This is a genomic window from Corynebacterium sp. ACRPJ, from assembly GCF_022347345.1.
GTDB lineage: Bacteria > Actinomycetota > Actinomycetes > Mycobacteriales > Mycobacteriaceae > Corynebacterium > Corynebacterium tuberculostearicum_D.
Map to the genome: position 1 here is coordinate 116,615 of NZ_JAKRNC010000005.1, position 20,726 is coordinate 137,340.

The following is a 20,726-nucleotide window of genomic DNA, read 5'->3' on the forward strand; positions in this document are numbered from 1 at the left end:
TTCATCGACGCCGTTTGCTAAAACCTTTTAGTCCCATGGCTTTCATGATTCGTGCGACCTTCTTATGGTTGATCGGAGCCAGGTCCGTATCGTCGTTGAGCCTTGCAGCGATACGTTCAGCACCATAAAGACCATGCTCGTCATTAAAGATGGAACTAATTTTTACCCCAATAAGACCGTCAGAATGCATCTTTAACCTGTGCTTTTACGGGTGCTGACCCATTTATAGAATGAGGAACGATTCAGCTTTAAAACGTGGCACATCCGTGTAAGCCGAGTACTCGGTTCGGTGGTCATAGACAAACTGGAAGCGGATCACCAGTGAGTCTCTTTAAGCAAAATTTTTCGCGGCCCTACGCAGGATGTCTCGTTCTTCGCGCAGCTTAGAGACTTCCTTTGTCACACTGGCGGATTCGCGCAGAATCATTCGCCGCTTGGGCTTGATCGTGTACGGCTTTTATGCGGGCACGTTTACCGGTGCCGTTCTTTTTGACCCATGAATGCAGCGAGGCACGGTTGATGCCGAGCTCTGCTGATGCTGAGTTCAGCGAGAGGTCCTTGTTGTTCTCATAGAGGGCCACGGCATCGCGCTTGAACTCTTCGGAGCACCTGGACATGGTGGTAGATTACCTTTTTCCCAGCTCGACTGGGCTGGATATCAGGTGCCCACCAAATGGGGGTCAGGCCCCTCACCCACTCTCGAGATCCGTAGACGTCGCTCGGAAAAGCCGAACTTGTCATCTTGCAGAGGGCGCATTGATGGAGCACCAGGCAGCTTCTTGAAGCATTCGACTGCGCCAGCCCACAAAAAGAAAAAACCAGGTACTAATCCAGCCCATTAACACAGGGTCGAAAAATAGGGGAACCTAAGCCCAGGATGCTTCAGCCAACTGTTACGACAATGCAGCAATGGAGAATTTCTGCGGCCACGTAAAACCGAGATGTACCACGGAGTAGCCTCTAACAACGTCGAGGGATTCACCCCAGATATCGAAGACTACACCCAGTGGTACTACACCGCACGCATCCGACAACGACTAAAGGGCCTGGCCCAGATGCACTATCGGAACCAGGCCCTTAAACCCCTAACCACCTAGAATTAAACCAGTCCAACAGGAGGGGCCAATTTATGTCTTTAACGCAAAGTCACCTGGCGGGACTTGATGTTTTCTAGCTGCTTGCGCTCATCGGCGCTCAGCTGGGCATCATTAGAGATTTCTTCCTCCAAGGCCTTGTCCACGCGGGTGAGGTGGTCCTCATAAGAAGCGTGGTCAACCTCTGGATCCAAGTCGAAGACCGGAGCGATGAGACCGTGGGTGCGGAAAACACCGGCGAACTTGGTGCCCTCGCCCAAGTTCAGCTCGCCGCGGGCGGCGACGCGCGCCAGCGCGTTCAGGAACGCGGATTCATCGTCATTCGGGCGGACCCAACGGATGTGGGCCTTGCCGCCACCGGCATTTGCCCAGAAGGCTGCACCAGTGATGTGCTCACCTACCTGGTGAGACTCGATAACGGAATCATTTGCTGCGCGTAGCGACTGCGCAATCTGCGGGGTGACCTGTGCTCCCTCCGGAATCCACCATTCGAAGTCCTGGTGAACCTGCACATCGAGGGTTGCAGAGGAATCGATAAGCTCCTCCAGCTTCGGCTCCGAGCCGTCGGCCGCGGTGGATTCCAGGGTGGCGCCCGGCTCGTTATTCTTCACCCAGTTAAGGGCAAAGGCGAGGTCGCGGCCTGGGTTGTGGGTGTGGGACTGCACCTGCAGGCCTACGAAGGCATCGCCGCCAAATTCGGTGTCCCGAATAAGCGCGGCAGAAGCACCCGGCAGGACGGTGGCTACATACACGTTCTTATCGCAGCCTTTGACATCAAGCTTGGCAAAAGCGGAGGGGACGAACTCCTGCATGGCGACCAGGGAGGCCTCCGCAGCAAGTCCGCCGTAGGGGCGGGGATCCTTTTCCAGGGCGGCGCGCTCCTTGGCGCGGGCAGCGAGCTTTGCCTGGCGGCGGGACATGCCCTCAGGCAGCTGTTCCTTGTTCTTTTTCTTCTTGGCCATGCCTCCAAGATACCTGCTTACTAGAGCTCAATGGCATGCAGGGCCACTTCGGGCTGATTGGTGGCGAGCATATCTACCCCGTTGGCCCACGCCCACTTCATATCCTCCGGCTTGTCTACGGTCCACAGGTAGGTAGGCAATCCCTGCGTGCCGATAATTGCCGGCTGCAGCTTCGCGCGCAGCAACGATACGCCGAGCGCGGTGGGCTTGGACAGCATGACATCGGGACGGTTGACGTGGCGCTCCCAATCGCGGCGGAGATAGATCCGGTCCATGTGCGGCGCCAAATTCTGCATGCGGCGAATGGCATGGTGAGAGAAGGAAATGACGTGGATCCGGGGGTCGTCGAAAAGCCCCGCATAACGCAGGCGCAGCACCGTTTGCTCCTCCAGGATGTCGCCCTGCCCGGAGGGGTGCTTAGTCTCGATATAAAGGTGGTGCGGTGTGCCCTCGAGCAGTTCCAAGAGTTCGTCGAGAAGCATCATGCGCTGGCCAGAACCGATGTCAACGCCTCGCAATTCTTCCCAGTCCATCTTGGAAATGCGGCCGGGGCGCCCCGCGGTGCGGTCCAACGTGGGATCGTGCTGAACCACTACTTTTCCATCGCGCGTCAAGCGCACATCGCACTCGACGCCGTGAATTGGCAAATCTAGGGCTTTTTCAAAAGCTAGAGGGGATAACTCCGGATATTTCCCGGAGTATCCCCTATGAGCGACAATCTTCACTAGCCGAAGAACTCTTCCTTGATGTCATTCAGGGTCTTGGCAGAAGCATCGAAACGCTCCTTTTCGTGCTCATTGAGCTGCAGCTCAATCGCGCGCACGATGCCGGAACGGTTGATGACGGCAGCGGTGCCGATGTAGAGATCCTCTACACCGTACTCACCCTGCAGGTAAGCAGATACTGGCAGTGCCACGTCCTGGTTCTGGATGACGGCGGCGGTGATGCGGGCCAGGCCCATGCCGATGCCAAAGGAAGTAGAGCCCTTAGCGTCAATGATGGAGTAGGCGGCATCACGGGTATCTTCGAAGATCTTCTCGATGCGCTCTGCATACTCCGGATCCGAGTCCAGCTTCTTGGACATCGGGACACCAGCGATATTCGCGGTGGAGACGGCCGGCAGCTCGGAATCGCCGTGCTCGCCCACGATGTAGGCGTGTACGGACTTCGGTGCAACATCTTCCAGCTCGCCCAGCATGTAGCGGAAACGAGCGGAGTCCAGCACGGTGCCCGAGCCGATGACGCGCTTGTGGTCCAGGCCGGAAGCCTTCCATACGGCGTAGGTCAGGATATCCACTGGGTTGGAGGCAACCAGGAAGATGCCATCAAAGTCATTCGCCATGACGTCAGAGACGATGCTGTTCATGATCTTGACGTTCTTGCCCACCAGGTCCAGGCGGGTCTCGCCCGGCTTCTGTGCGGCACCGGCGCAGATGACGACCATATCGGCGTCTGCGCAATCAGCGTAGGTGCCCTTGGTGACGCGGGTGCGGGTAGGGGCCCAGACAACACCGTGGTTGAGGTCCATGACGTTGCCTTCTAGCTTCTTTTCATCGATGTCGATGATTGCCAGGTGGTCAACGATGCTTTGGTTGATGAGAGCGAAGGCGTAGGCGACTCCTACGTCGCCGGCGCCGATGAGAACTACCTTGTTTCCTACATGATTTGCCATGACCCCATTGTGCAACTATTTGGGGATCTTTGCACGGGCTAGATCTCACTCTGAAATTCCCACCGAAATCTGGGACAATCGGGCATTATGAAACGCGCTCTCCGCCGCGCTGCACTAATCGCTCTTGGCGTAGCCGCGGATCTCACGCCCATCGTCCGTATGACCAGCCGGCAAACCTTACCGCCCAATATGTCGGCTGGAATTTTGGGTGCGGAATTAGCGACGTGGGCTGCTGTTTCGCCTTCCTTACTGCCCCGTCCGTGGTGGGTGACCGCCGCCAACGTGGCAATCGGGCAAGGCATTGGGCATCTAGGTGCGGCGTCGACAAGCTTCGTGCTCAATAGCATTGGCAAGCGCCCGCAGGACCGCCTCGGCCCACAGCATCGACAAATTGTGCACCTTGCTATTGGCGCCGGGACTGCATTTAATGCCGTGCTTTCGCTGCGCAACCAGAAAAAGCAGGCGGAGTTGGTCAATAAGCAGCTCGTGCGCGGGCCCGTAACGGCGGCCATCGGCTTGGCCGCAGGCACCGCAGGCTACGGCACGCTCCTACTCATCGGGGAGGCCACGCAGCTTGCCGTCACCAAACTGTCACGCCAGCTAGGCCGCTGGGTGCCGACACTCATTGCGTGGCCGGTGGTTACCGCGGGACTGAGCCTCACGGCGTTTGCGCTTTCTGATCGCGTGGTCTTTCGACGCTGGCTGCGCTCGCTATCGCACCAAGCGCAGCGGTTAAATAAGCAGATTTTCCCCGGCACTTCTATGCCCTGGGAGCCGGAGCGCTCCGGCAGCCCATGGTCTCTCGAGCCGTGGTCGGCATTGGGACAACAGGGACGCCGCTTTGTCTCCAACGGACCCCGCGCCCGCGATATCCGCACAGTGACGGGAACCGACGCAAAGGAACCCATCCGTATCTACGCCGGATACATACCAGGGCGCTCCTTCCGGCAATCCGCGGAGAAGATCCGCGCCGAACTCGAACGCACCGGTGCCCTGCGGCGCGAAACTATCGTCATCCAAATGCCCGCCGGCTCGGGATGGATTAATAACTGGGGTGCGTGCTCCTATGAGTTTTTGACCGGTGGTGATTGCGTCACCGTCACCATGCAGTATTCCTACCTGCCTTCGGTTTTTTCCTACCTCGTGGATAAGAACGCGCCGAAGCAGGCGGCTCGTGAATTGATTCGGGTGATACAAGAAGAAATAGATCGATTGCCGGAAGAAAACCGTCCGCAGCTTTATTTCGCAGGTGAATCGCTTGGCGCCTACGCCATTATGGATAACTACCATAATGTGGAGGACCTACTGTCCGCGTGCAATGGCGCGGTCTTTTCTGGGCCTCCGCGCATGACGCACTTTACTCAGCGCCTGCGCCGGGATATTGGTTCCCTAGAACGCCTGCCCGTTATCGATGGCGGCAAGCATGTGCGCTACGCGGCGGCTCCTGACCATACGCTGCACGATGCCTTTGGCAATGACTACGCCCATACCTGGCGCCGCCCCCGCATGCTCATTGCCCAGCATGCTTCCGACGCCATCGTGTGGTGGGATCTCAACCTCCTCGTGCGCAGGCCCACCTGGATCCATGAGCCGCAGCCGGAAGCGCTGCACGCGGATACCTTCCGGCAGCTACACTGGGTGCCTTTTATTACCTGGTGGCAAATTGGCTTGGACCAGATCAATTCCCTCAACGTCCCTGGCGGGCACGGACACAACTATTTTGAGGAAATGCTCTGGTATTGGGATGAGGTCTTAGGATCCCAATCCCGCCAATCGCTCACGCCGAAGTTGGCCAAGAAGATTGCCCGCTTTATCCGGCGCGACGCTTAGTCGCATTTCACCCCAGTACTGTGGTGCGGGCAGTACCCATTAGGAACCTTATATAGGTACTGCTGATGATCATCCTCAGCCAGGTAGTACTCCCCAGAATCAGTTTCGGAAAGGAGCTTGACCTCCGTGGTGGTATCCCCGAATCCGAATTCCTTGAGCTTCTCTGCATAGGAATCCACGATGCCCTGGATTTCTGCCCGCTCTTCCTCCGTGCGTGGGTAGAAAGCTGAGCGGTATTGCGTTCCTACATCGTTGCCCTGGCGGAAGCCCTGCGTGGGATCGTGCGCTTCTAGGGCTTGTACGACAAGATCGCGCAGGCTGATGCGCTGCGGGTCATAGACCACCTCCACCGCCTCGGCATGGTTGGTCAACCCACGGCAGACCTCGTAATACGTGGGATTCGGGGTGGTACCGCCCGCATAGCCCACCGAGGTGGATTCCACGCCTTCGGTCTCCCAAAACATCTTCTCCGCGCCCCAGAAACATCCCAACGCAATGAGAATGGAGCGCTGCCCGTCCTTCCACGGTCCGGTAATCGGTGTTCCTAGAACGGCGTGCGGGGCGGGGTCTAGGATTGGCTCGGATCGACCCGGCAGAGCCTCGTCTGCAGCAACAAGTTTGGGCTCCGGCTTAAACATCCACATGAGGTATAGCTCCTTCCTTATTCCTTCTTCCCAACGTTGTACTGCGAAAAGCTATTCCGCGGCCAGTTAATATTCGCGCTAGTTCCACATTTCGAATTAATCATGGCGAAATCTTTCAACCGTGCCTATCATCGGGACACGTACCCGAAGAAAGGATTTAACAAATGGCTGTTTACGAACTTCCTGACCTCCCATACGCATTCGACGCACTGGAGCCACACATCTCCGCAGAGATCATGGAGCTCCACCACGATAAGCACCACGCAACCTACGTTGCTGGCGCTAACGCTGCACTCGAGGCACTCGAGGAAGAGCGCAACGGTGAGGCTAACCCGGATCGCATCCGCGCCCTCTCCAAGAACTTGGCATTTAACCTGGGTGGCCACACCAACCACTCCATCTTCTGGAAGAACCTGTCCCCGAACGGTGGCGGCGAGCCTACCGGCGAGCTGGCAGAGGCCATCAACCGCGACTTCGGCTCCTTTGAGAAGTTCAAGGCTCACTTCTCCGCTGCTGCTACCTCCCTGCAGGGCTCTGGCTGGGCAGTTCTGGGCTACGACCACATTGCTGGCCGCCTCATCATCGAGCAGCTGACTGACCAGCAGGGTAATACCTCCATCAACTTCACCCCGCTGCTGATGCTGGATATGTGGGAGCACGCTTTCTACCTGCAGTACAAGAACGTTAAGGCTGACTACGTTAAGGCCGTATGGAACGTCTTCAACTGGGATGACGTTGCTGAGCGTTTCGCTGCAGCCACCAAGTAACTCCTTTTAGTTACTTCGGCCGCCCCTCCGGGGGCGGCTTTTTCTATGCCCGGATAAATTCCCGGAATTGCTGCACTGGGGGTGCATCATCCCCGGCGCGCCACACCAAACCGAGCTCGCGGTACGCTGGCGGCGTGAGGGGGATCAGGCTCCCCACCTGCAGATAGGGATCATCCAGCGGCAAGAGCGCCACCCCGAGTCCTGCCGCTACCAGCCCCGCAACGGTAGTAAGCTCCATTGACTCGAAGACGAGGTGGGGGCTAAAGCCGGCGTCGTCCGCGAGGGCATCGAGAAGCATGCGCGTGCCATAGCCCGGCAGCATGCCGATGAAGGGTTCTGCAGCGAATTCCGCTAGTTTCACCTCCCGCCGATTCGCTGCCCAGTGGCCTTCCGGCACCGCAAGGCCTAGTCGCTGCACCTTTATCTGGTGCCAGCCCAGGGCTGCATCAGGCCGCGGGCCCACGAGGGCAAGGTCGGATTCGCCGTTTTCCACCCTGCTCACCAGCTCCTGCGCCGCGCCTTGATGCAGGCGAATATCCACGTGCGGGTGCTGCGCGCGATAGCTCTTGAGCAGGTCCGGAACCAGCCAGGTGCCCAGCGAGTGCATGAAATCTAGGCGCACGGTGCCGCGTTCTGGATCCATGAGGCGAGCAACATCGTCCCGCCCTATTTGGTAGGCGCGGAGCATGTCCCGCCCGGCCACAGCGAAGGCCCTCCCGCGCGAGTTCACATGCAGGGTGCGCCCAGTGCGCTCGAAAAGACGGGCGCCGAGACTAGCTTCTACGCGCCGTACGCGGCGGGTCAGCGCGGATTGGGAGATCCCCAGTTCATCGGCCGCAGCGCCCACGCGGCCATGATCCACCACGGCGAGGAAGCCGCGAACATCCTCCACATTCATGCATACTCCGCATCGATTAGTGTAATTTTCCACATTTTACACATGCAGCACGGCCGGGCAGGCTAAATGCTATGACTCGAACGCGGCGCGCTACGGTAGCCATGCTCCTTGTGGGCTTGGCTATATTCTCCAGCCTGTATTCCACCCAAGCTATTCTTCCCACGCTGGTAGACAACATGGGCCTTTCTTCCACCGAGGCGGCCATGACCGTATCGGCCGCCACAGGCGCGCTGGCCCTATGCGTGGTGCCCGCATCGATCCTCTCCGAACGTTTCGGCCGCGGACGCATCCTGCTCATTTCGGCCGTTGCCGCGACCGGCGTGGGGCTCCTTGTTCCCCTCGCCCAAGAGGGATGGCAGCTCATCGTGGTGCGCGGCCTGCAGGGTGCGCTGCTGTCCGGCGCCCCCGCCACGGCAATGGCATGGCTTTCTGAAGAACTCGATGACAAAGCCCTGCCGCGGGCCATGGGCCTATACATTGCAGGCACCTCTGTCGGTGGCCTTACCGGCCGCCTCATCCCCACCGGGCTGGTGGAGATTTCCACGTGGCGCTGGGCGCTCTTTGGCTCGGCGCTGGTCTCACTCGCCTTTGCGATTACGGCTTGGCTGCTGCTTCCTACCCAGCGCAATTTCCGGCCTAAATCCATCCATCTCAAGACCGAAAGCCGGGCGCTCTTGGGCCATTGGGCCAACCGGGATTTGGCCTTGCTCTTTCTCACCGCATTCCTGTCCATGGGCACGTTTGTCTCCATGTATAACTTCTTAACCTTCCGGCTCATCGATGATTTTGGCTTGGCCCCTTCGCTCGCCGGCTTGGCTTTCCTGTTCTACCTTTCTGGCACTTGGTCCTCGGCTCGGGCTGGAGCGCTAGTGGCCCGAATCGGCCACGGAAAAACCCTGTGCGGCTCGGCCGCACTTTTTACTGTGGGCATCGCGTTGTGTGCCGGTAACCTTCCACTGACGCTCCTCGGCATGATCGCCTTTACCGTGGGCTTTTTCGCCGTACACTCCACCGCCTCCGGGTGGGTGGGCCAGATTGCCACCCACGACCGCGCGGAAGCTTCCTCGATGTACGTGTTCTGCTATTACTTTGGCTCTTCTGTGGTGGGCGCGTGTGCCGGCCTGCTTTTCGACGCCCTGTCGTGGCCCCTTTTCATCGCCTTCTTCACCGCCGTAGCCCTCGCCCTTACTGCGCTGACTTGGACCAAGATTAAAACCGACTAAAATCGGTTTTATGCCTGAGAATAAGTGGTCGGCGCGGACATGGCATCGCAAGGCCTCCCGTCCCGTATCCCTATGGATGATGGTTTTCATCCTCGTGGGTGCAACGCATACCTTGGTCCCGAACTACCGGTGGGTACTCATCCACCTATTCACCCTCGGACTGGTGAGCAATAGCATCATCGTGTGGTCCCAGCACCTAACGGAGAAGTTCACCCAACAGCGCCTCCCCGAATCCACTCGACCTACCCAATTGGCCCGCATCTATGGCCTCAATGCCGGAATCATCCTCGCGCTAATCGGCCAAATCCTCATGGAGTTCTGGTCCCAACACTGGATCGTCACCCAGATGGGCGCCACGCTCATTGCACTGATGATGCTCTGGCATGCGGCATCGCTCTTCCGGCAATGGCGCGGTGCCAAAGATAAGCGCTTCCGCCCCGTAGTGGGCGCTTATGTTCTTTCCGCTCTGTGCCTGCCGGTGGGTGCCATCTTTGGCGGCCTGCTGGCCGTCTACCCCGGCCATCCCACGCTGCTGCTCGCCCATATCGCCGCCAATATCGGCGGATTCATCGGCTTGGCCGCGGCCGGTTCCCTCACCATCCTTTTCCCCTCCATCTGGCGCACCCAGGGCATTAATCGCCACATGCAATCCTCCTTTGCGCTGCTCGCAGTCGGTGTAGTTGCCACCATCGTGGGCGCTTTTCTCGGCTTCCCCGAGTTGGGTCTTATCACCTACTGCTGCGGTTGGGCGCTGAGCTTGCAGCAGTGGCTCGCTAATGTACTGACGGTGGCTAAGGACCCGCGCGATCGCGTCACTTTTTCCTCGGTCTCCGTGCTCATGGCCTCGTTATGGCTGGTGCTGTCTTTGGTGTACTACACGGTGCAGCATTTCTTTATGCCCGAGCCGGCGCTGCCCACCCTCTCCTTGCTGGTGGGGTTTGCCGGTCAACTGCTCATCGGCGTGATGAGCTACCTCTTGCCCAGCACCATGGGTGGCGGCCCCGCTGCCGTCCGGGCGGGCTTGCAGCAACTGGACAAACTCGGCCTCCTGCGCGCCACCTTCGTCAACGGTGGGCTGCTCATCTGGATCGGCACCGATATTTCCCTGCTTAAGGTGGTCGCCTCCCTCTTGTGCATCCTGCCCCTGGCGGTCTACCCCGTGCTCATCGCCCGGGCGGTCAAGGCCCAGAAGCAGGTCTTGATGAAGAAGGCGGAGGGCCCGGATCCGAAGCCGGGGCCAGAATGGAACCAGGTCTATGCGGGCGTAGCGATCCTCGCGGTCGTCTACGCCCTATTTACAGCGCTGTAGTACCCGGCGCGCCGGCATCCATCCACTCGCGGACCGCGCGGGTAGCCTGGACGTCGCCGGAGTTATACTCCAGCAAGCGCTGCCGCGCCACGAGGTCACCGGCTAGCGCCTCGCGGCGCGCGTTCACGGATTCTTCGCCGTCGAAGTCTTCTTCTGGCCAGGTAAAACCTGCTTCCGGGGCGACCACCTTCAGGCCTAGGCCGAAGGGGCCGGCGAAGGATCGTTTGACGTGGGCGAACATATCCACCCACTCCGGTGAGGAGATAAACTCTTCTACTTCCCGCTCATCCACCTCGCGGAAGCGCTGCGCGGACATGCGCATCCAGTGATTTTCACCGTGGGACGAGTAGCAATATGCAGCAAAGGTTTTGCCCTCCGCATGGGCTTTAGCACGCACATCCATCAACCAGCGCCAGAATGCCGCAAAGTTCTCTGCCTCGGCGCGCCCGCCCAACGGCTCCCACGTAACGAACGGGACGTAGTTACCGTCGTGCCAGGCTCCCCATAGGTACGCGCCCTGGTCCAGGTAAGCTTCCATATCCACATCCACCTCCACGTCTGCGCGCGGAGCGTGCACGTCGCCGCGGCGCAGCAACACTTCCCCGGCGCGCCAAGCAGCAGCAAGGCGGGAGGGCTCGCCCAGGTCGGCGTCGATAAGCGCCTGCACGGTAGTAATCCCGCGCTCGCGGTAAGGCTTAGCGCGGTCGCCGGATAGGAAAAGCGAAATATCATCCGCCGCCACCAGCTCTTGCTCGCACAAAGACCAAAAGCGGCAGCTCGCACACTCCTTGACCCGCACCGGGGCGGTAGGAAGCGGCTGATTCCAGGCGCGTTCCAGATCAAACTTGGCTGTTTCCGTAAAAAATGCCCGGGTGCGGTCCTGGCCGATGGCCCCGCCCCGGCCGGAATCGAGTCCGAGATCCCGCAAAGCACGGGCGGCAAACGCTAAGCGGTAACCATCTACCGCATGATGGCGCAGCTTATACGGCGCCTCGAGCGGCTCACTCAGACCCAAGCGGTGGGTAGGCACCGCCGGCGTCGTCTTGGTGTCGTTCTTGCGGGCCACACGGTGATTGGACACGATAATTGGGGTGTACTTATCACCCTCGCGCAGCAGCAAATCTACGCGCACCATCCACTCCGCGGTGGCGAAGACCGCGTTGGTGATGTGCGTATACCCGGAAGCTAAGGCCTCAAGGGTGCGCATGGAGCGCTCCCACTCATCGCCTTCCAGATCGATGCGGCGGAACCGGCCAGAGCCCTTGCGGGGAAACATCTCCATGACGGCCTCCACTGCGGCCGCGTGGCGTTCCGCCCGGGCAATCGAGGCATGGGTACGCGGCATCTCAGGGTGCGCGCGCCGCTGTACTAAGCGGTAGCGGCACCCCACAAGGTCCGAAGCAACAACCACATCCTCCACACCGGGTGAGCTTAATAGAACGGCAAGGTAAAGTTGAATCCAGACTCGATCAAACGTGAGGGAAATTTAATGAGCATTCTGAAGAAAGTTAAAAAGGCCCGCCAAGAAGCACGCGCACAGGCAAAGGCCGCCAAGACCCGCGCCAAGGCAGAGGTAAAGGCCCAATCTAAGGACCGTCGCCGCCAGCAAAAGCTCCTGGCCAAGCAGGAAAAGCACCTCATTAAGTCGGAGGAAAAGGGCCTCAAGAAGCGCCGCAAGCATGAGGAGAAGATGGCCAAGAACGAGCTAGCCAAGCTCAAGGCCGGCCGCTTTAACTCCGATAATGTCAAGCGTTATGCCGGTGCACTGCGCACCGCCGCACCCCTGCTGCTGCCGCTCCTCTACCGCGGCTACGTGGGCCTGAAGACCGAGGGCGAAAAGCGCAAGGCCGCTAAGGCGGGCGTGAGCTCGGATCAGATGGCTTCCTTCTCCGGCTACGGTGCGCCGCTCAAGGCCCGCACTGCCGGCATCCGCAACTCCCTCGATAACACGGACGTTCCGGCCGGCTTCAAGCGCGATGTGCGTGACCGCCTGCAAGAAGTAGACTCCGCCATCGATAATGCCGAGTTCATGACCGAGCAGCAGCGCCGCCGCGCTCACAAGACCATTAGCTCGGAAATTGACTCCATTACTGCGGAAATCCAGCAGCGCCTGGCCCAGTAAAAGAGATACACGCCGCCACCGCCTCCTATTCGGTGGTGGCGTTTAATTATTTTCTATAAAGATCCGGGATTTTTCGGGAAAAGTATTTTCGGCCAGAAAAAGTTGCTGATAATCTTCTCACCGCCCTACCCCTTTAACACCGTTTATGCTCTCTGTGCTTGGTGCAATTTTTAAAAGTGGAGGAAATATTTCCCGCCGTGAAGTGACCCAATTTTACGACGACTTGGACCACACCCTAATCCCCGAAGACCAGCTAGAAGTCGTTCGCTTCAGCGTAAACAGTCAAAATTACCTTATCGATCTCTCCACGGATAATGCGCGGCATTTCCATAATCTGCTCGCCCCCTACGTGGACGCCGCCCGCATAGCCCCCCGCGCACGATGCGCAGCGGGCAAGCCCCAGCCAAATCCGCGAATGGGCCCGCACCCAAGGCCTGCCAGTGGCGCACCGCGGAAAGATCCGGCAAGACGTTATCGAGGCGTATAACGCCGCTAATTAAAGCACGCCTTGCTCGCGCGCTGCCGCCACAGCAGAGGTGCGCGAGCGCACGCCCAATTTGTCATAAATGTGCACCAGGTGGGACTTCACCGTGGCCTCAGACAGCATGAGATCCTGGCCAATCTGCCGGTTCGACGCACCCGCCGCAACTAGCTGCAAGACCTCAAGCTCACGCGGCGTGAGCGAGGTGCGTGGCGTACGCACGCGAGTCATCAGCCTATCGGCCACGATGGGAGATAGCGCCGAATCACCCTCCGCAGTCGAGCGCACTGCGGCCAGCAGCTCGTGCGGTGGTGCGTCCTTGAGCAGGTAGCCCACGGCGCCAGCTTCGATAGCGCCGAGGATATCCGCATCAGTGTCATAGTTGGTAACCACGAGGACCTTGGGCGGGGTGGCCATCGCGGAGCGAATCTGCGCGGTTGCCTCCGCGCCGCCCATAACGCGGGTTCCTTCCACGCCCGCGCCGAAGCGCAGGTCCATCAAAATGACATCGATGCCGCCCGCCTGCGCTGCCGACACCGCAGCTTCGGCCGTAGCGACCTCCCCTACGACGTCGATATCCTCTGCGCCCTCAAGCACGGAGCGCAGACCCAGGCGGACGATTTCGTGGTCATCTGCCAATAGGACCCGAATCACGACATTCCTCCTATCGATGTCATTGTCAACCAAAAGTTTAATCTACCCGGTTGCCTAAGGGCATACTAACTGACACGGCAGTGCCCTCCCCCGGTGCGGATTCAATAATGACCTCCCCACCTAGCTCCTGTGCCCGGCGCCTAATTGCGGCCAGCCCAATATGCCCCAGCCCTGCCGGGGTACTTTCCACCGCGGCTGGATCAAAGCCCTTGCCGTTATCCACCACGTCCAGGCGCACCTCATCGCCCTCATAGGTCACCGTGATCCGGGCGCGGCTTGCCTCTGCATGCTTGACGACGTTCCCCACAGCGCCCTGCGCAATCCGCAGCAGCGCCGCCTCTACCTTCATGGGCAGCTGCTGTACCTCTCCTTCGGATTCCACCTCGACGTGGATATCTCCGGTAGCGCCGAAATTTTCCGCCATACGGGTCAACGCGGCCTCAAGGGATGCCTCATTGAGCGTCGGCGGCTGCAAAGCGGCAATCATTGCCCGCGCTTCGTGTAAATTATCCGCGGCCGTCCTGCGGGCCAGCTCGATGCGCTCTCGCGCCTTGTCCGCGTCCTGCTTATCCAGATCACGGTCCGCCGAATGCAGGAGCATTTGAATGGAAGACAGTCCCTGGGCAAGGGTGTCATGAATCTCGTGCGCAATGCGCTGACGTTCGGCCACCATGCCGGCATCGCGCTCCGTGGCTGCCAGCTGCGAACGGGTTTCAATCAACTCTTTATTCATCCGCGACAGTGTCCGGAAGGCGTAGGTGATCGCTATCGTCACCAGCGCCGAGACCGCCGGCCCCATGACGCCGCCGAAGGTCAGACCCTGCGGAATCTGCACCACCACGGTGATGATCGAGGCAACGATGACGCACGCGATGCCCGCCGCCATGTCCAGCACCGTGAGGTACAAAAAGAACATGGCGAAAACCAAATAGATTGCCGCGGGGGCCACGAACAGATCCGCAACCCACAGCACCGAGAGTATGCACAGCCACAGGTAGCGCACAGGCCGGGCCCAATATTCCCCGTATACCGAGCCTGCGAAGTACACGGCCGCAAAGCCCACCAAGAGCAGCAGGTTGATGATCGCTTGCGAAAGCGGCATGCGCGCGGAGGTAAAAATGCCTACCACCAGCAGGCCAGCGGTCAGGATATGGATGCCGGTGCGCAACGCATCGGTATCCCGGTCTATTGTAGGGCTCATGCGCAAAAGCCTACTTCCCCTACTCGCCTTAGCCACTTTTGGGATCGCCGGCTGCGATTCATCCGCGCCCACCCCTGCCCCCACCACGACGGTAACTCCGGAGTCTTCGGAGGCACCGGAGGTTAACGTCGCCCAAACCGCGGAAGTCAATGACTGGAGCGATTGCCCCTACATCGGCCCTGGCTGGCTCGAAGAAACCAACGGCCAGCGCCTGACCAAGCAGGGCATCGACACGCGCTTTCCCACCCCGGCCTGCGTCTTTTGGTCCTACCAGGACGACCCACAGACCACCGTCATCGTGCGCGATATGCCCACGGTCGCCGACGCCCGCGCCGCCGTGGATTGGGCCGCACCTATCGACGCCACCGAACCGGCCTCCTTCGACGGCTGGGAAGGTGGCCGGGGCGTAGTCAATGAGCACGCCGTGTACGCCGTCCAGAAGGACACGCACGCGGTGCTGGTGTGGAGCAACCAGCAACAAACCGTTAAATCAGAGCAGATCGCCCACGAAGCGATCGCCAACTTGGGCCTTTAAACCGCGACGTCGTTGTACGGCATCATCGGCGACAGCCACGGGAATACAACCTCCATAAGTAGGAAGAAGACTCCCACCACAATAGCAATGGCCAAGATGGCCTTCACCGGCGTCGGCCCCGGCAAGAGATTCCACAAAGCGCGATACATTATTTCTCCTCTTTTTCTACTTCCATAGCGTGCACAATCATGCGCTCCGCGTTGGAAAACTGCGGGTGACACGTGGTCAAGGTCAAGATCTCGCGGCTCGGTTCGGCGTCCGACTCTGGCACGGGGTTGGTCACCGAGACGTCGCCAGGCGTCGTAATATGCCGGCCAGCTACGTGCGAATACTCCGGCGGAATTCCATTGAAACAGTCCGCCTGCTCGCCATCGATGGGCAATACGCGATAGGTAATTCGCTCCTTCTGCGTCTCCACCACGATGTCATCGCAGGTCTCTAGCTTGCCCAAGTCATTAAAGGGAGCTCCCTTGCCCACGCGGTGGCCCGCAACCGCAAAATTGCCCATCTCTCCCGGCATCTGGGAATCCAGGTAACGCCCCGGGCCGCGCAGCAGGTCATCTTCATTGGTGCCCTCAATGATGGCAAAGCGGTAGTCAGAACCGAACGTGGGAATATAAAGCTGCGCGAACGCCTCACCCAACTCCGGCTCCAACTTCTGCCGCGGATTGCGCCATTGCTCGTCGAGGTGGGCGCTCGCCTCCTCCTGCAGCTGACCGGATTCTACATTTGTCCAATAGGCTTCATAGAATGCAAAGAGTAAAAGAACCACGCCAATGGTTAGCATGAGTTCCCCAAGAACTTTAGTCATGCCTTAGACCATACTGCCCATGAAAGGTTAAGCATGTACGAAGTCTTCATGTACCCAGTTTCCGGAATCATGAAATTCTGGCACTGGCTCATCAGCAGCTTCGTCGGTGAATCTACGGCCTGGCTGATCTCCATCATCCTGCTGGTTATCACCGTGCGCGGCGTCGTTGTTCCCTTGAACTGGATATCCGTACGCTCCGCCCGCATCGGCGCACTCATCCGCCCGGAGAATAACCGCATCAAAAAGCAGATGAATAACGCCACCACCACCGAGGAAATGGCGGAGCTCATGCAAGAGGAAAAGAACCTCATGAAGAGCTATAACTACAACCCCGCAGCTGGTTGTGTTCCCCCGCTCATCATGATTCCGGCCTTCATCGGCCTCTATCAAGTGCTCCTGCGCATGTCCAATATTGAGCGCGGCTCCACCACCGTGGGCATGTTGAATGCCTCCGACGTCTCGGCCTTCCGCGAAACCACCTTTTACGGCGCTCCGCTGACGGATTTCGCCCGCGAGCACGACGACCTCATCAATCCCATCCTCATTGCCGCCATCGCCTTTACCATGGCTAATTCCGTCATTTCCCTCGTGCGCAGTTTCCGCACCACTCAATTTGATCAGAAGGTCAACCGCCGCGTCTTCATTCTCATGGGCTTTTTGCTCCTGGTGATCCCATTCTTCCTGTGGCACCTAGCCCAAACCGGACCTATCCCAGTGGCCATCATCCTTTACTGGGGCTGCGCCTATCTCTTCATGCTGATCCAAACCGCTATCTTTGAGATCATTTTGCACCGCGACTACCCGCTTACTGAGGATGTCCACGCTATGCGCCGCGAAAGCATTCGCCGCTGGCGCAAGCGCGAAAAAGAACCCGCCCTCTCCAAGGAGGAGAAGAAGCGGGTCAGCCAGCTACGTATGGAGGCGCGAAAGTACCTTAAATCGAATAATCAGCAGGGGGAGCAGAAAGCATCTGAGTAGCTAGGTCGCGGGCCGTCTGCAGCGGCCCAATCTCCTTGGTGAGCCGAGCACCCGCACGGCCGCCATCCAGGAAAATCAACAGCTGGCTCGCCTGCGAGGACGATGGGTAACCATTGCGCTCTGTCAGCAAGGCCGTCAGGGTGGAATGCACCCATTTGCGGTGTTCAACGCAGGCAGCCACGATACCGTGTTCCGCCTCGGTTTCGGGTCGCGGATACTCTCCGGCCGCATTCAGGAAATGAGAGCCGCGGAATTCCTGCTGGGGTTCTTCTTCGATCGCCTTATCAAAAAAGGCCAGGATCTTTTGATCCGGATCCGTCATCTCCGCGGTACGCTGTTCCCAATCTTGGCGGAACTTCTCGTCCAAAGCTTCTACATAAGCGATAACGAGCGCGTCTTTGGAACCAAATAAAGAGTACAAAGAAGCTTTAGCCACATCCGCCTCGCGCAGGATGCGGTCGATTCCGATGACACGAATGCCTTCGGTAGTAAATAGCTTGGTCGCTGATTCCAGCAGCCGGCTGCGCGGGCTGGGCCGATTACGGCGCGACTTCTTCTCTGCCATGGGTTCCTCTCTAAAACGACAAAGCCGGTTCATCTATACTTTATAGACAAACCGGTTTGTACGCGAATTAAATTCGGGCTACTTCTTGATAAGCCCCACGATCCACAACAGGATACAAGCACCACCCGTAGCGGCAATCAAGGAGAAGATCCATCCACCTTCCTCGATATTCAGGAAGTGGATAATCATGCCACCGATGATGCCACCCAGCACACCAACAATAAGGTTGGTCAGCAGGCCGTGGTCGCGCTTCATAATCTTCTCTGCCAGCCAGCCGGCAATGATACCAATAACAATCGAGCTAAAAAGCCCCAGTCCCAAATTCATGCAATCCTCCTAAAATAGCGGGTATACCTTAGCGTACACGAGCGCACACTACCTAAGGCGGCTCCACAACAACAAGAGCGCCCCGCCCTTGCGGGCGAAGCGCTCTATGAACAGCAGCTTTTAACTTTCCTCGTCCGGACGGACAACCATCATCGGGCACGGTGCGGACTGCAACAGTGCGCGAGAGGTCGAGCCCAAGAGCATACCTTTAAAGCCGCCGCGGCCGTGCGAACCTACAACCAAAAGCTGCGCGCCTTCTGCAGCCTCGGTCAAAGCGCTCACTGGACGGTCACGGGTAATGAGCTTCTTTACCTCAACCTCTGGGTATTCCTCACGCGGCTCCTTCAGATTCTCAGTCAGAAGCTCGCTCTGCTCCTTTTCAATATCAGCCCACTCGGACTGGGCGGCCGACAGACCCGCCAAGGAAGCCTGCACCTGCATATCCATCCAAGTATGCACGGCGATCAAAGCAGCACCGCGGGCCTGTGCCTCACGGAAGGCATAAGCCGTGGCCTTCTGCGAAACCTCAGAACCATCCACGCCAACAACGACAGGGCCGTACTTGGTGGAGTCCGTGACATGATTATCCTCGCGAACGACGACCACCGGGCAAGAGGCGTGGGACACAACCGAAGCGGAGACAGAACCCATCACCATGCCGGACAGGCCACCCATGCCGCGGGAACCCATGACGATCATGGTGACATCGTGCGACATTTCCAGCAGCATGTCGATCGGGGAGCCCTCGGCCACAGTGTGACCAATCTTCAGCTCTGGGGCTACTTCATGGGCGATGGCGCGAGCTTCCTCGATCTTCCCGAGGGTCTCGGCCTGCAAGTCGTCGAAAAGCTCCTTTGGCGGAACCATGCCCTCTGCGTACAGGAACTGTGGCATGGTGTAGCTAGATGCGATCCGCAGTGGAATCTCGCGCTTCATAGCCGTATTTGCGGCCCAACGTACTGCATTCTTCGATGCATCCGAACCGTCAACGGCAACGACTACAATGTCTTCCTTAGCCATGATGTGTCCTTTCCGTGGTTATACCTTAATTGTAGTACGGATTAGGCTTGAGGGTTGACGGTTGCAGCCTCAGAATTCGACGGGAACATAACAGTGTAAACAAACTCCAGCACGTTACGAATTACAGCGCCAATGCCTTCAGAGAAAAAGGCGACAACCGGTTCAATGAGAGAGTTAAAGTCCATGGACAAAACATTAATACATCGCCGAAAAGGTTTCACGCCTTTGCCAATTAAAGACGGTCTGAATCCAACCCGCGTGCGCACCTCTGAGGCAGGCATAACTGCCTGGGAGTTTCTTAGTGCAGTCATCTCGGCACAACGCCACCGACACCCCGACGATGACACTTCGGCGCTTCAGACGCGTTTCGACTCTGGCGAGGTAGTACTACGCAATCAAACGAAGCTTCGGCCAGACTCGATATTGGGCCAGGACGAGGACATCTATTTCTACCGCATGCCGGCACCCGAAACACCGGTGCCTTACGACGTCCCTATTCTCTTCGAAGATGAGCATATCCTCGTCGCCGATAAGCCGCCGTTTATGGCAACCATGCCACGCGCACGCCACATTGTACAGACAGCTACAGTCCAGCTCCGACGAATGACAGGAAACGACGAGCTCGCACCGGCGCACCGCCTAGACAGACTTACCTCCGGAATTTTGCTATTCACCAAACATCGTGATGTTCGCGGCGCCTACCAAACGCTCTTTGCGGAAAAGAAAGTACAAAAGACCTATCAGGCGATCGCCGAATACCGCCGCTTTCCGACGCCCCTACAGTGGGCCTCCCACCTCACCAAAACCCCCGGCGAAATCCAAGGCCGCATAGGCGATGGCACCCCCAACGCATTTACTACTCTGACTGCAGTAGAACTAATAGATAACGCCCCGTATGAAAGGATCCACGGAGAACTGCCACAATTAGGCAAATACACGCTCAAACCCACCACGGGCAAGACCCATCAATTGCGTCTCCACATGTGGCAGGCTGGAATACCCATCCTGGGTGATCCTGTCTATCCAGAAATCTATCCCGAGGATGCTGAGGATATGCGGATCCCTATGCATCTCACCGCAACCCGCATCGAATTTACTGACCCCCTCAGCGGGAAGTACCGGGAGTTCGAGTCTGCTCTTCCTCTCTACACGCACCGCCTAATCGACCACACATAGCCTTCATATTGCGTAGACCGTGAAACTGTCACGTGGCGAAACGTAGAACCAAAGCCGGCGCTATTCACCAGTGGATAAGGGAAAGTCGCCGGGCCATTTCCTTTTACGTAGATCCCAGAAAAAGTCTGCTGGGTGCGGGGACGCAACCATTTGCTAGTCCTAAAGTGTCCTCCTGGGACGCCTAATGCCTTTCAGCTTCAGCGACGACCAAAGGCGGCGGCATGCAGCTCGCCACGAGTTCCTTCGCATGATGCTTGCTCCCGCAAAACGGGGAAAAAGGGAAGAGGACGGCGCTTGTCCGTCCTCTTCCCTTTCTTGGGTTATTAAATTATCTATTGTTGTTTGGTGTCGGCGGTGACTTACTCTCCCACAACCTCCCGGTTGCAGTACCATCAGCGTGTGCAGGCTTAGCTTCCGGGTTCGGAATGGGACCGGGCGTTTCCCTGCAGCTATTGAC

25 protein-coding genes, 1 rRNA gene and 1 pseudogene are annotated in these 20,726 nt (G+C 58.5%); 10 read left to right on the forward strand and 17 right to left on the reverse strand.

Going from position 1 to position 20,726, the window contains the following annotated elements; translation table 11 throughout:
* Position 1 precedes the first annotated feature (1 nt).
* Entirely contained in the window at positions 2 to 190 is a 189-nt protein-coding gene (locus MHY08_RS11750; RefSeq protein ID WP_367398048.1) for a transposase, read from the reverse strand.
* 193 nt (positions 191 to 383) lie between these two features.
* Entirely contained in the window at positions 384 to 617 is a 234-nt protein-coding gene (locus MHY08_RS11755; protein WP_370658786.1) for a transposase, read from the reverse strand.
* Positions 618 to 941: 324 nt separating this feature from the next.
* On the opposite strand from MHY08_RS11755, the gene MHY08_RS05230 reads away from it, so the two are divergent.
* Entirely contained in the window at positions 942 to 1,097 is a 156-nt protein-coding gene (locus MHY08_RS05230) for an IS3 family transposase (RefSeq protein ID WP_239235672.1), read from the forward strand.
* A 38-nt stretch (positions 1,098 to 1,135) separates the two neighbouring features.
* Here MHY08_RS05230 and MHY08_RS05235 read toward each other — a convergent pair whose 3' ends face one another.
* Genes MHY08_RS05235 through MHY08_RS05245 form a run of 3 tightly spaced genes read right to left on the reverse strand, consistent with a single transcriptional unit; the run spans position 1,136 to position 3,728 of the window.
* Positions 1,136 to 2,056: a DUF5926 family protein gene (locus MHY08_RS05235; RefSeq protein ID WP_239235674.1), complete on the reverse strand. Its 921-nt coding sequence runs from the start codon at positions 2,054 to 2,056 to the stop codon at positions 1,136 to 1,138.
* A 20-nt stretch (positions 2,057 to 2,076) separates the two neighbouring features.
* A complete protein-coding gene (locus MHY08_RS05240; protein ID WP_239235676.1) occupies positions 2,077 to 2,781 on the reverse strand; it encodes a glycerophosphodiester phosphodiesterase family protein in 705 nt (234 codons plus the stop codon).
* Positions 2,781 to 3,728: an L-lactate dehydrogenase gene (locus MHY08_RS05245; RefSeq protein ID WP_150850386.1), complete on the reverse strand. Its 948-nt coding sequence runs from the start codon at positions 3,726 to 3,728 to the stop codon at positions 2,781 to 2,783. The genes MHY08_RS05240 and MHY08_RS05245 overlap by 1 nt, the downstream gene beginning before the upstream one ends.
* Positions 3,729 to 3,815: 87 nt before the next feature.
* On the opposite strand from MHY08_RS05245, the gene MHY08_RS05250 reads away from it, so the two are divergent.
* Positions 3,816 to 5,558 carry an alpha/beta-hydrolase family protein gene (locus MHY08_RS05250; protein WP_239235679.1) on the forward strand — a complete coding sequence of 581 codons (1,743 nt, stop codon included), beginning with the start codon at positions 3,816 to 3,818 and terminating at the stop codon, positions 5,556 to 5,558.
* Here MHY08_RS05250 and msrA read toward each other — a convergent pair.
* Positions 5,555 to 6,202, reverse strand: a complete 648-nt coding sequence (gene msrA, locus MHY08_RS05255; RefSeq protein ID WP_239235681.1) for a peptide-methionine (S)-S-oxide reductase MsrA — start codon at positions 6,200 to 6,202, stop codon at positions 5,555 to 5,557. The two genes, MHY08_RS05250 and msrA, sit on opposite strands and share 4 nt — an antisense overlap.
* Positions 6,203 to 6,366: 164 nt before the next feature.
* Between msrA and MHY08_RS05260 the strand changes: the two genes are divergently transcribed.
* Positions 6,367 to 6,969, forward strand: coding sequence for a superoxide dismutase (locus tag MHY08_RS05260; protein ID WP_005325362.1), 603 nt, complete (start codon positions 6,367 to 6,369; stop codon positions 6,967 to 6,969).
* A gap of 43 nt (positions 6,970 to 7,012) precedes the next feature.
* On the opposite strand, the gene MHY08_RS05265 is transcribed toward MHY08_RS05260, so the two are convergent.
* On the reverse strand, positions 7,013 to 7,867 hold the full coding sequence (locus MHY08_RS05265; protein ID WP_239235684.1) for a LysR family transcriptional regulator: 855 nt from the start codon (positions 7,865 to 7,867) through the stop codon (positions 7,013 to 7,015).
* Between the two features lie 71 nt (positions 7,868 to 7,938).
* Here MHY08_RS05265 and MHY08_RS05270 point away from each other — a divergent pair, with 71 nt between their 5' ends.
* Positions 7,939 to 9,090, forward strand: a complete 1,152-nt coding sequence (locus tag MHY08_RS05270) for an MFS transporter (RefSeq protein ID WP_239235686.1) — start codon at positions 7,939 to 7,941, stop codon at positions 9,088 to 9,090.
* Positions 9,091 to 9,100: 10 nt separating this feature from the next.
* A complete protein-coding gene (locus MHY08_RS05275) occupies positions 9,101 to 10,399 on the forward strand; it encodes a copper oxidase (RefSeq protein ID WP_239235688.1) in 1,299 nt (432 codons plus the stop codon).
* Here the strand turns inward: MHY08_RS05275 and MHY08_RS05280 are convergent.
* Entirely contained in the window at positions 10,386 to 11,819 is a 1,434-nt protein-coding gene (locus MHY08_RS05280) for a TM0106 family RecB-like putative nuclease (protein ID WP_239235690.1), read from the reverse strand. The two genes, MHY08_RS05275 and MHY08_RS05280, sit on opposite strands and share 14 nt — an antisense overlap.
* A gap of 69 nt (positions 11,820 to 11,888) precedes the next feature.
* On the opposite strand from MHY08_RS05280, the gene MHY08_RS05285 reads away from it, so the two are divergent.
* Entirely contained in the window at positions 11,889 to 12,521 is a 633-nt protein-coding gene (locus MHY08_RS05285) for a DUF6474 family protein (protein WP_005325356.1), read from the forward strand.
* Between the two features lie 145 nt (positions 12,522 to 12,666).
* Positions 12,667 to 13,021 (forward strand): annotated as a pseudogene (locus tag MHY08_RS05290) (Lsr2 family protein).
* Here the strand turns inward: MHY08_RS05290 and MHY08_RS05295 are convergent.
* Together MHY08_RS05295 and MHY08_RS05300 are read right to left on the reverse strand one after the other, a co-directional pair.
* Positions 13,018 to 13,656 carry a response regulator transcription factor gene (locus MHY08_RS05295; RefSeq protein WP_005327021.1) on the reverse strand — a complete coding sequence of 213 codons (639 nt, stop codon included), beginning with the start codon at positions 13,654 to 13,656 and terminating at the stop codon, positions 13,018 to 13,020. The pseudogene MHY08_RS05290 and the gene MHY08_RS05295 overlap by 4 nt on opposite strands.
* Positions 13,657 to 13,693: 37 nt before the next feature.
* Entirely contained in the window at positions 13,694 to 14,857 is a 1,164-nt protein-coding gene (locus MHY08_RS05300; RefSeq protein WP_179387152.1) for a sensor histidine kinase, read from the reverse strand.
* Between MHY08_RS05300 and MHY08_RS05305 the strand changes: the two genes are divergently transcribed.
* Positions 14,856 to 15,392, forward strand: a complete 537-nt coding sequence (locus tag MHY08_RS05305) for a DUF2020 domain-containing protein (protein ID WP_239235693.1) — start codon at positions 14,856 to 14,858, stop codon at positions 15,390 to 15,392. The two genes, MHY08_RS05300 and MHY08_RS05305, sit on opposite strands and share 2 nt — an antisense overlap.
* On the opposite strand, the gene MHY08_RS05310 is transcribed toward MHY08_RS05305, so the two are convergent.
* Both MHY08_RS05310 and MHY08_RS05315 read right to left on the reverse strand, forming a co-directional pair.
* Complete coding sequence (locus MHY08_RS05310) at positions 15,389 to 15,541, reverse strand: hypothetical protein (RefSeq protein WP_239235695.1); 153 nt, start codon at positions 15,539 to 15,541, stop codon at positions 15,389 to 15,391. The two genes, MHY08_RS05305 and MHY08_RS05310, sit on opposite strands and share 4 nt — an antisense overlap.
* On the reverse strand, positions 15,541 to 16,203 hold the full coding sequence (locus tag MHY08_RS05315; protein ID WP_005327018.1) for a class E sortase: 663 nt from the start codon (positions 16,201 to 16,203) through the stop codon (positions 15,541 to 15,543). Before MHY08_RS05315 ends, MHY08_RS05310 begins: the two co-directional genes overlap by 1 nt.
* 33 nt (positions 16,204 to 16,236) lie before the next feature.
* Between MHY08_RS05315 and yidC the strand changes: the two genes are divergently transcribed.
* Positions 16,237 to 17,181: a membrane protein insertase YidC gene (gene yidC / locus MHY08_RS05320; RefSeq protein WP_239228384.1), complete on the forward strand. Its 945-nt coding sequence runs from the start codon at positions 16,237 to 16,239 to the stop codon at positions 17,179 to 17,181.
* On the opposite strand, the gene MHY08_RS05325 is transcribed toward yidC, so the two are convergent.
* The 4 genes from MHY08_RS05325 to MHY08_RS05340 form a co-directional block, all read right to left on the reverse strand.
* The gene (locus MHY08_RS05325) at positions 17,138 to 17,746 is read right to left on the reverse strand and encodes a TetR/AcrR family transcriptional regulator (protein WP_204610744.1); all 609 of its coding nucleotides are present in this window, start codon (positions 17,744 to 17,746) and stop codon (positions 17,138 to 17,140) included. The genes yidC and MHY08_RS05325 overlap by 44 nt on opposite strands.
* 78 nt (positions 17,747 to 17,824) lie before the next feature.
* On the reverse strand, positions 17,825 to 18,073 hold the full coding sequence (locus MHY08_RS05330; RefSeq protein WP_005325340.1) for a GlsB/YeaQ/YmgE family stress response membrane protein: 249 nt from the start codon (positions 18,071 to 18,073) through the stop codon (positions 17,825 to 17,827).
* A 120-nt stretch (positions 18,074 to 18,193) separates the two neighbouring features.
* Positions 18,194 to 19,093 carry a universal stress protein gene (locus MHY08_RS05335; protein ID WP_239235698.1) on the reverse strand — a complete coding sequence of 300 codons (900 nt, stop codon included), beginning with the start codon at positions 19,091 to 19,093 and terminating at the stop codon, positions 18,194 to 18,196.
* A gap of 41 nt (positions 19,094 to 19,134) precedes the next feature.
* Positions 19,135 to 19,278, reverse strand: a complete 144-nt coding sequence (locus MHY08_RS05340; protein WP_239235700.1) for a hypothetical protein — start codon at positions 19,276 to 19,278, stop codon at positions 19,135 to 19,137.
* Here MHY08_RS05340 and MHY08_RS05345 point away from each other — a divergent pair.
* Complete coding sequence (locus MHY08_RS05345) at positions 19,259 to 20,269, forward strand: pseudouridine synthase (RefSeq protein ID WP_370658787.1); 1,011 nt, start codon at positions 19,259 to 19,261, stop codon at positions 20,267 to 20,269. The genes MHY08_RS05340 and MHY08_RS05345 overlap by 20 nt on opposite strands.
* Positions 20,270 to 20,615: 346 nt before the next feature.
* On the opposite strand, the gene rrf is transcribed toward MHY08_RS05345, so the two are convergent.
* Positions 20,616 to 20,726 (reverse strand): 5S ribosomal RNA (gene rrf, locus MHY08_RS05350); the annotation flags it as partial.

Excerpts from the sequence above, each read along its gene's own strand:
- MHY08_RS11750 (WP_367398048.1), bottom strand. The coding sequence starts at position 190 with ATGCATTCTGACGGTCTTATTGGGGTAAAAATTAGTTCCATCTTTAAT.
- MHY08_RS11755 (WP_370658786.1), bottom strand. The coding sequence starts at position 617 with ATGTCCAGGTGCTCCGAAGAGTTCAAGCGCGATGCCGTGGCCCTCTAT.
- MHY08_RS05230 (WP_239235672.1), top strand. The coding sequence starts at position 942 with ATGTACCACGGAGTAGCCTCTAACAACGTCGAGGGATTCACCCCAGAT.
- MHY08_RS05235 (WP_239235674.1), bottom strand. The coding sequence starts at position 2,056 with ATGGCCAAGAAGAAAAAGAACAAGGAACAGCTGCCTGAGGGCATGTCC.
- MHY08_RS05245 (WP_150850386.1), bottom strand. The coding sequence starts at position 3,728 with ATGGCAAATCATGTAGGAAACAAGGTAGTTCTCATCGGCGCCGGCGAC.
- MHY08_RS05250 (WP_239235679.1), top strand. The coding sequence starts at position 3,816 with ATGAAACGCGCTCTCCGCCGCGCTGCACTAATCGCTCTTGGCGTAGCC.
- msrA (WP_239235681.1), bottom strand. The coding sequence starts at position 6,202 with ATGTGGATGTTTAAGCCGGAGCCCAAACTTGTTGCTGCAGACGAGGCT.
- MHY08_RS05260 (WP_005325362.1), top strand. The coding sequence starts at position 6,367 with ATGGCTGTTTACGAACTTCCTGACCTCCCATACGCATTCGACGCACTG.
- MHY08_RS05265 (WP_239235684.1), bottom strand. The coding sequence starts at position 7,867 with ATGAATGTGGAGGATGTTCGCGGCTTCCTCGCCGTGGTGGATCATGGC.
- MHY08_RS05270 (WP_239235686.1), top strand. The coding sequence starts at position 7,939 with ATGACTCGAACGCGGCGCGCTACGGTAGCCATGCTCCTTGTGGGCTTG.
- MHY08_RS05275 (WP_239235688.1), top strand. The coding sequence starts at position 9,101 with ATGCCTGAGAATAAGTGGTCGGCGCGGACATGGCATCGCAAGGCCTCC.
- MHY08_RS05285 (WP_005325356.1), top strand. The coding sequence starts at position 11,889 with ATGAGCATTCTGAAGAAAGTTAAAAAGGCCCGCCAAGAAGCACGCGCA.
- MHY08_RS05305 (WP_239235693.1), top strand. The coding sequence starts at position 14,856 with ATGCGCAAAAGCCTACTTCCCCTACTCGCCTTAGCCACTTTTGGGATC.
- MHY08_RS05300 (WP_179387152.1), bottom strand. The coding sequence starts at position 14,857 with ATGAGCCCTACAATAGACCGGGATACCGATGCGTTGCGCACCGGCATC.
- MHY08_RS05310 (WP_239235695.1), bottom strand. The coding sequence starts at position 15,541 with ATGTATCGCGCTTTGTGGAATCTCTTGCCGGGGCCGACGCCGGTGAAG.
- MHY08_RS05315 (WP_005327018.1), bottom strand. The coding sequence starts at position 16,203 with ATGACTAAAGTTCTTGGGGAACTCATGCTAACCATTGGCGTGGTTCTT.
- yidC (WP_239228384.1), top strand. The coding sequence starts at position 16,237 with ATGTACGAAGTCTTCATGTACCCAGTTTCCGGAATCATGAAATTCTGG.
- MHY08_RS05325 (WP_204610744.1), bottom strand. The coding sequence starts at position 17,746 with ATGGCAGAGAAGAAGTCGCGCCGTAATCGGCCCAGCCCGCGCAGCCGG.
- MHY08_RS05330 (WP_005325340.1), bottom strand. The coding sequence starts at position 18,073 with ATGAATTTGGGACTGGGGCTTTTTAGCTCGATTGTTATTGGTATCATT.
- MHY08_RS05335 (WP_239235698.1), bottom strand. The coding sequence starts at position 19,093 with ATGGCTAAGGAAGACATTGTAGTCGTTGCCGTTGACGGTTCGGATGCA.
- MHY08_RS05345 (WP_370658787.1), top strand. The coding sequence starts at position 19,259 with ATGAGAGAGTTAAAGTCCATGGACAAAACATTAATACATCGCCGAAAA.
- MHY08_RS05340 (WP_239235700.1), bottom strand. The coding sequence starts at position 19,278 with ATGGACTTTAACTCTCTCATTGAACCGGTTGTCGCCTTTTTCTCTGAA.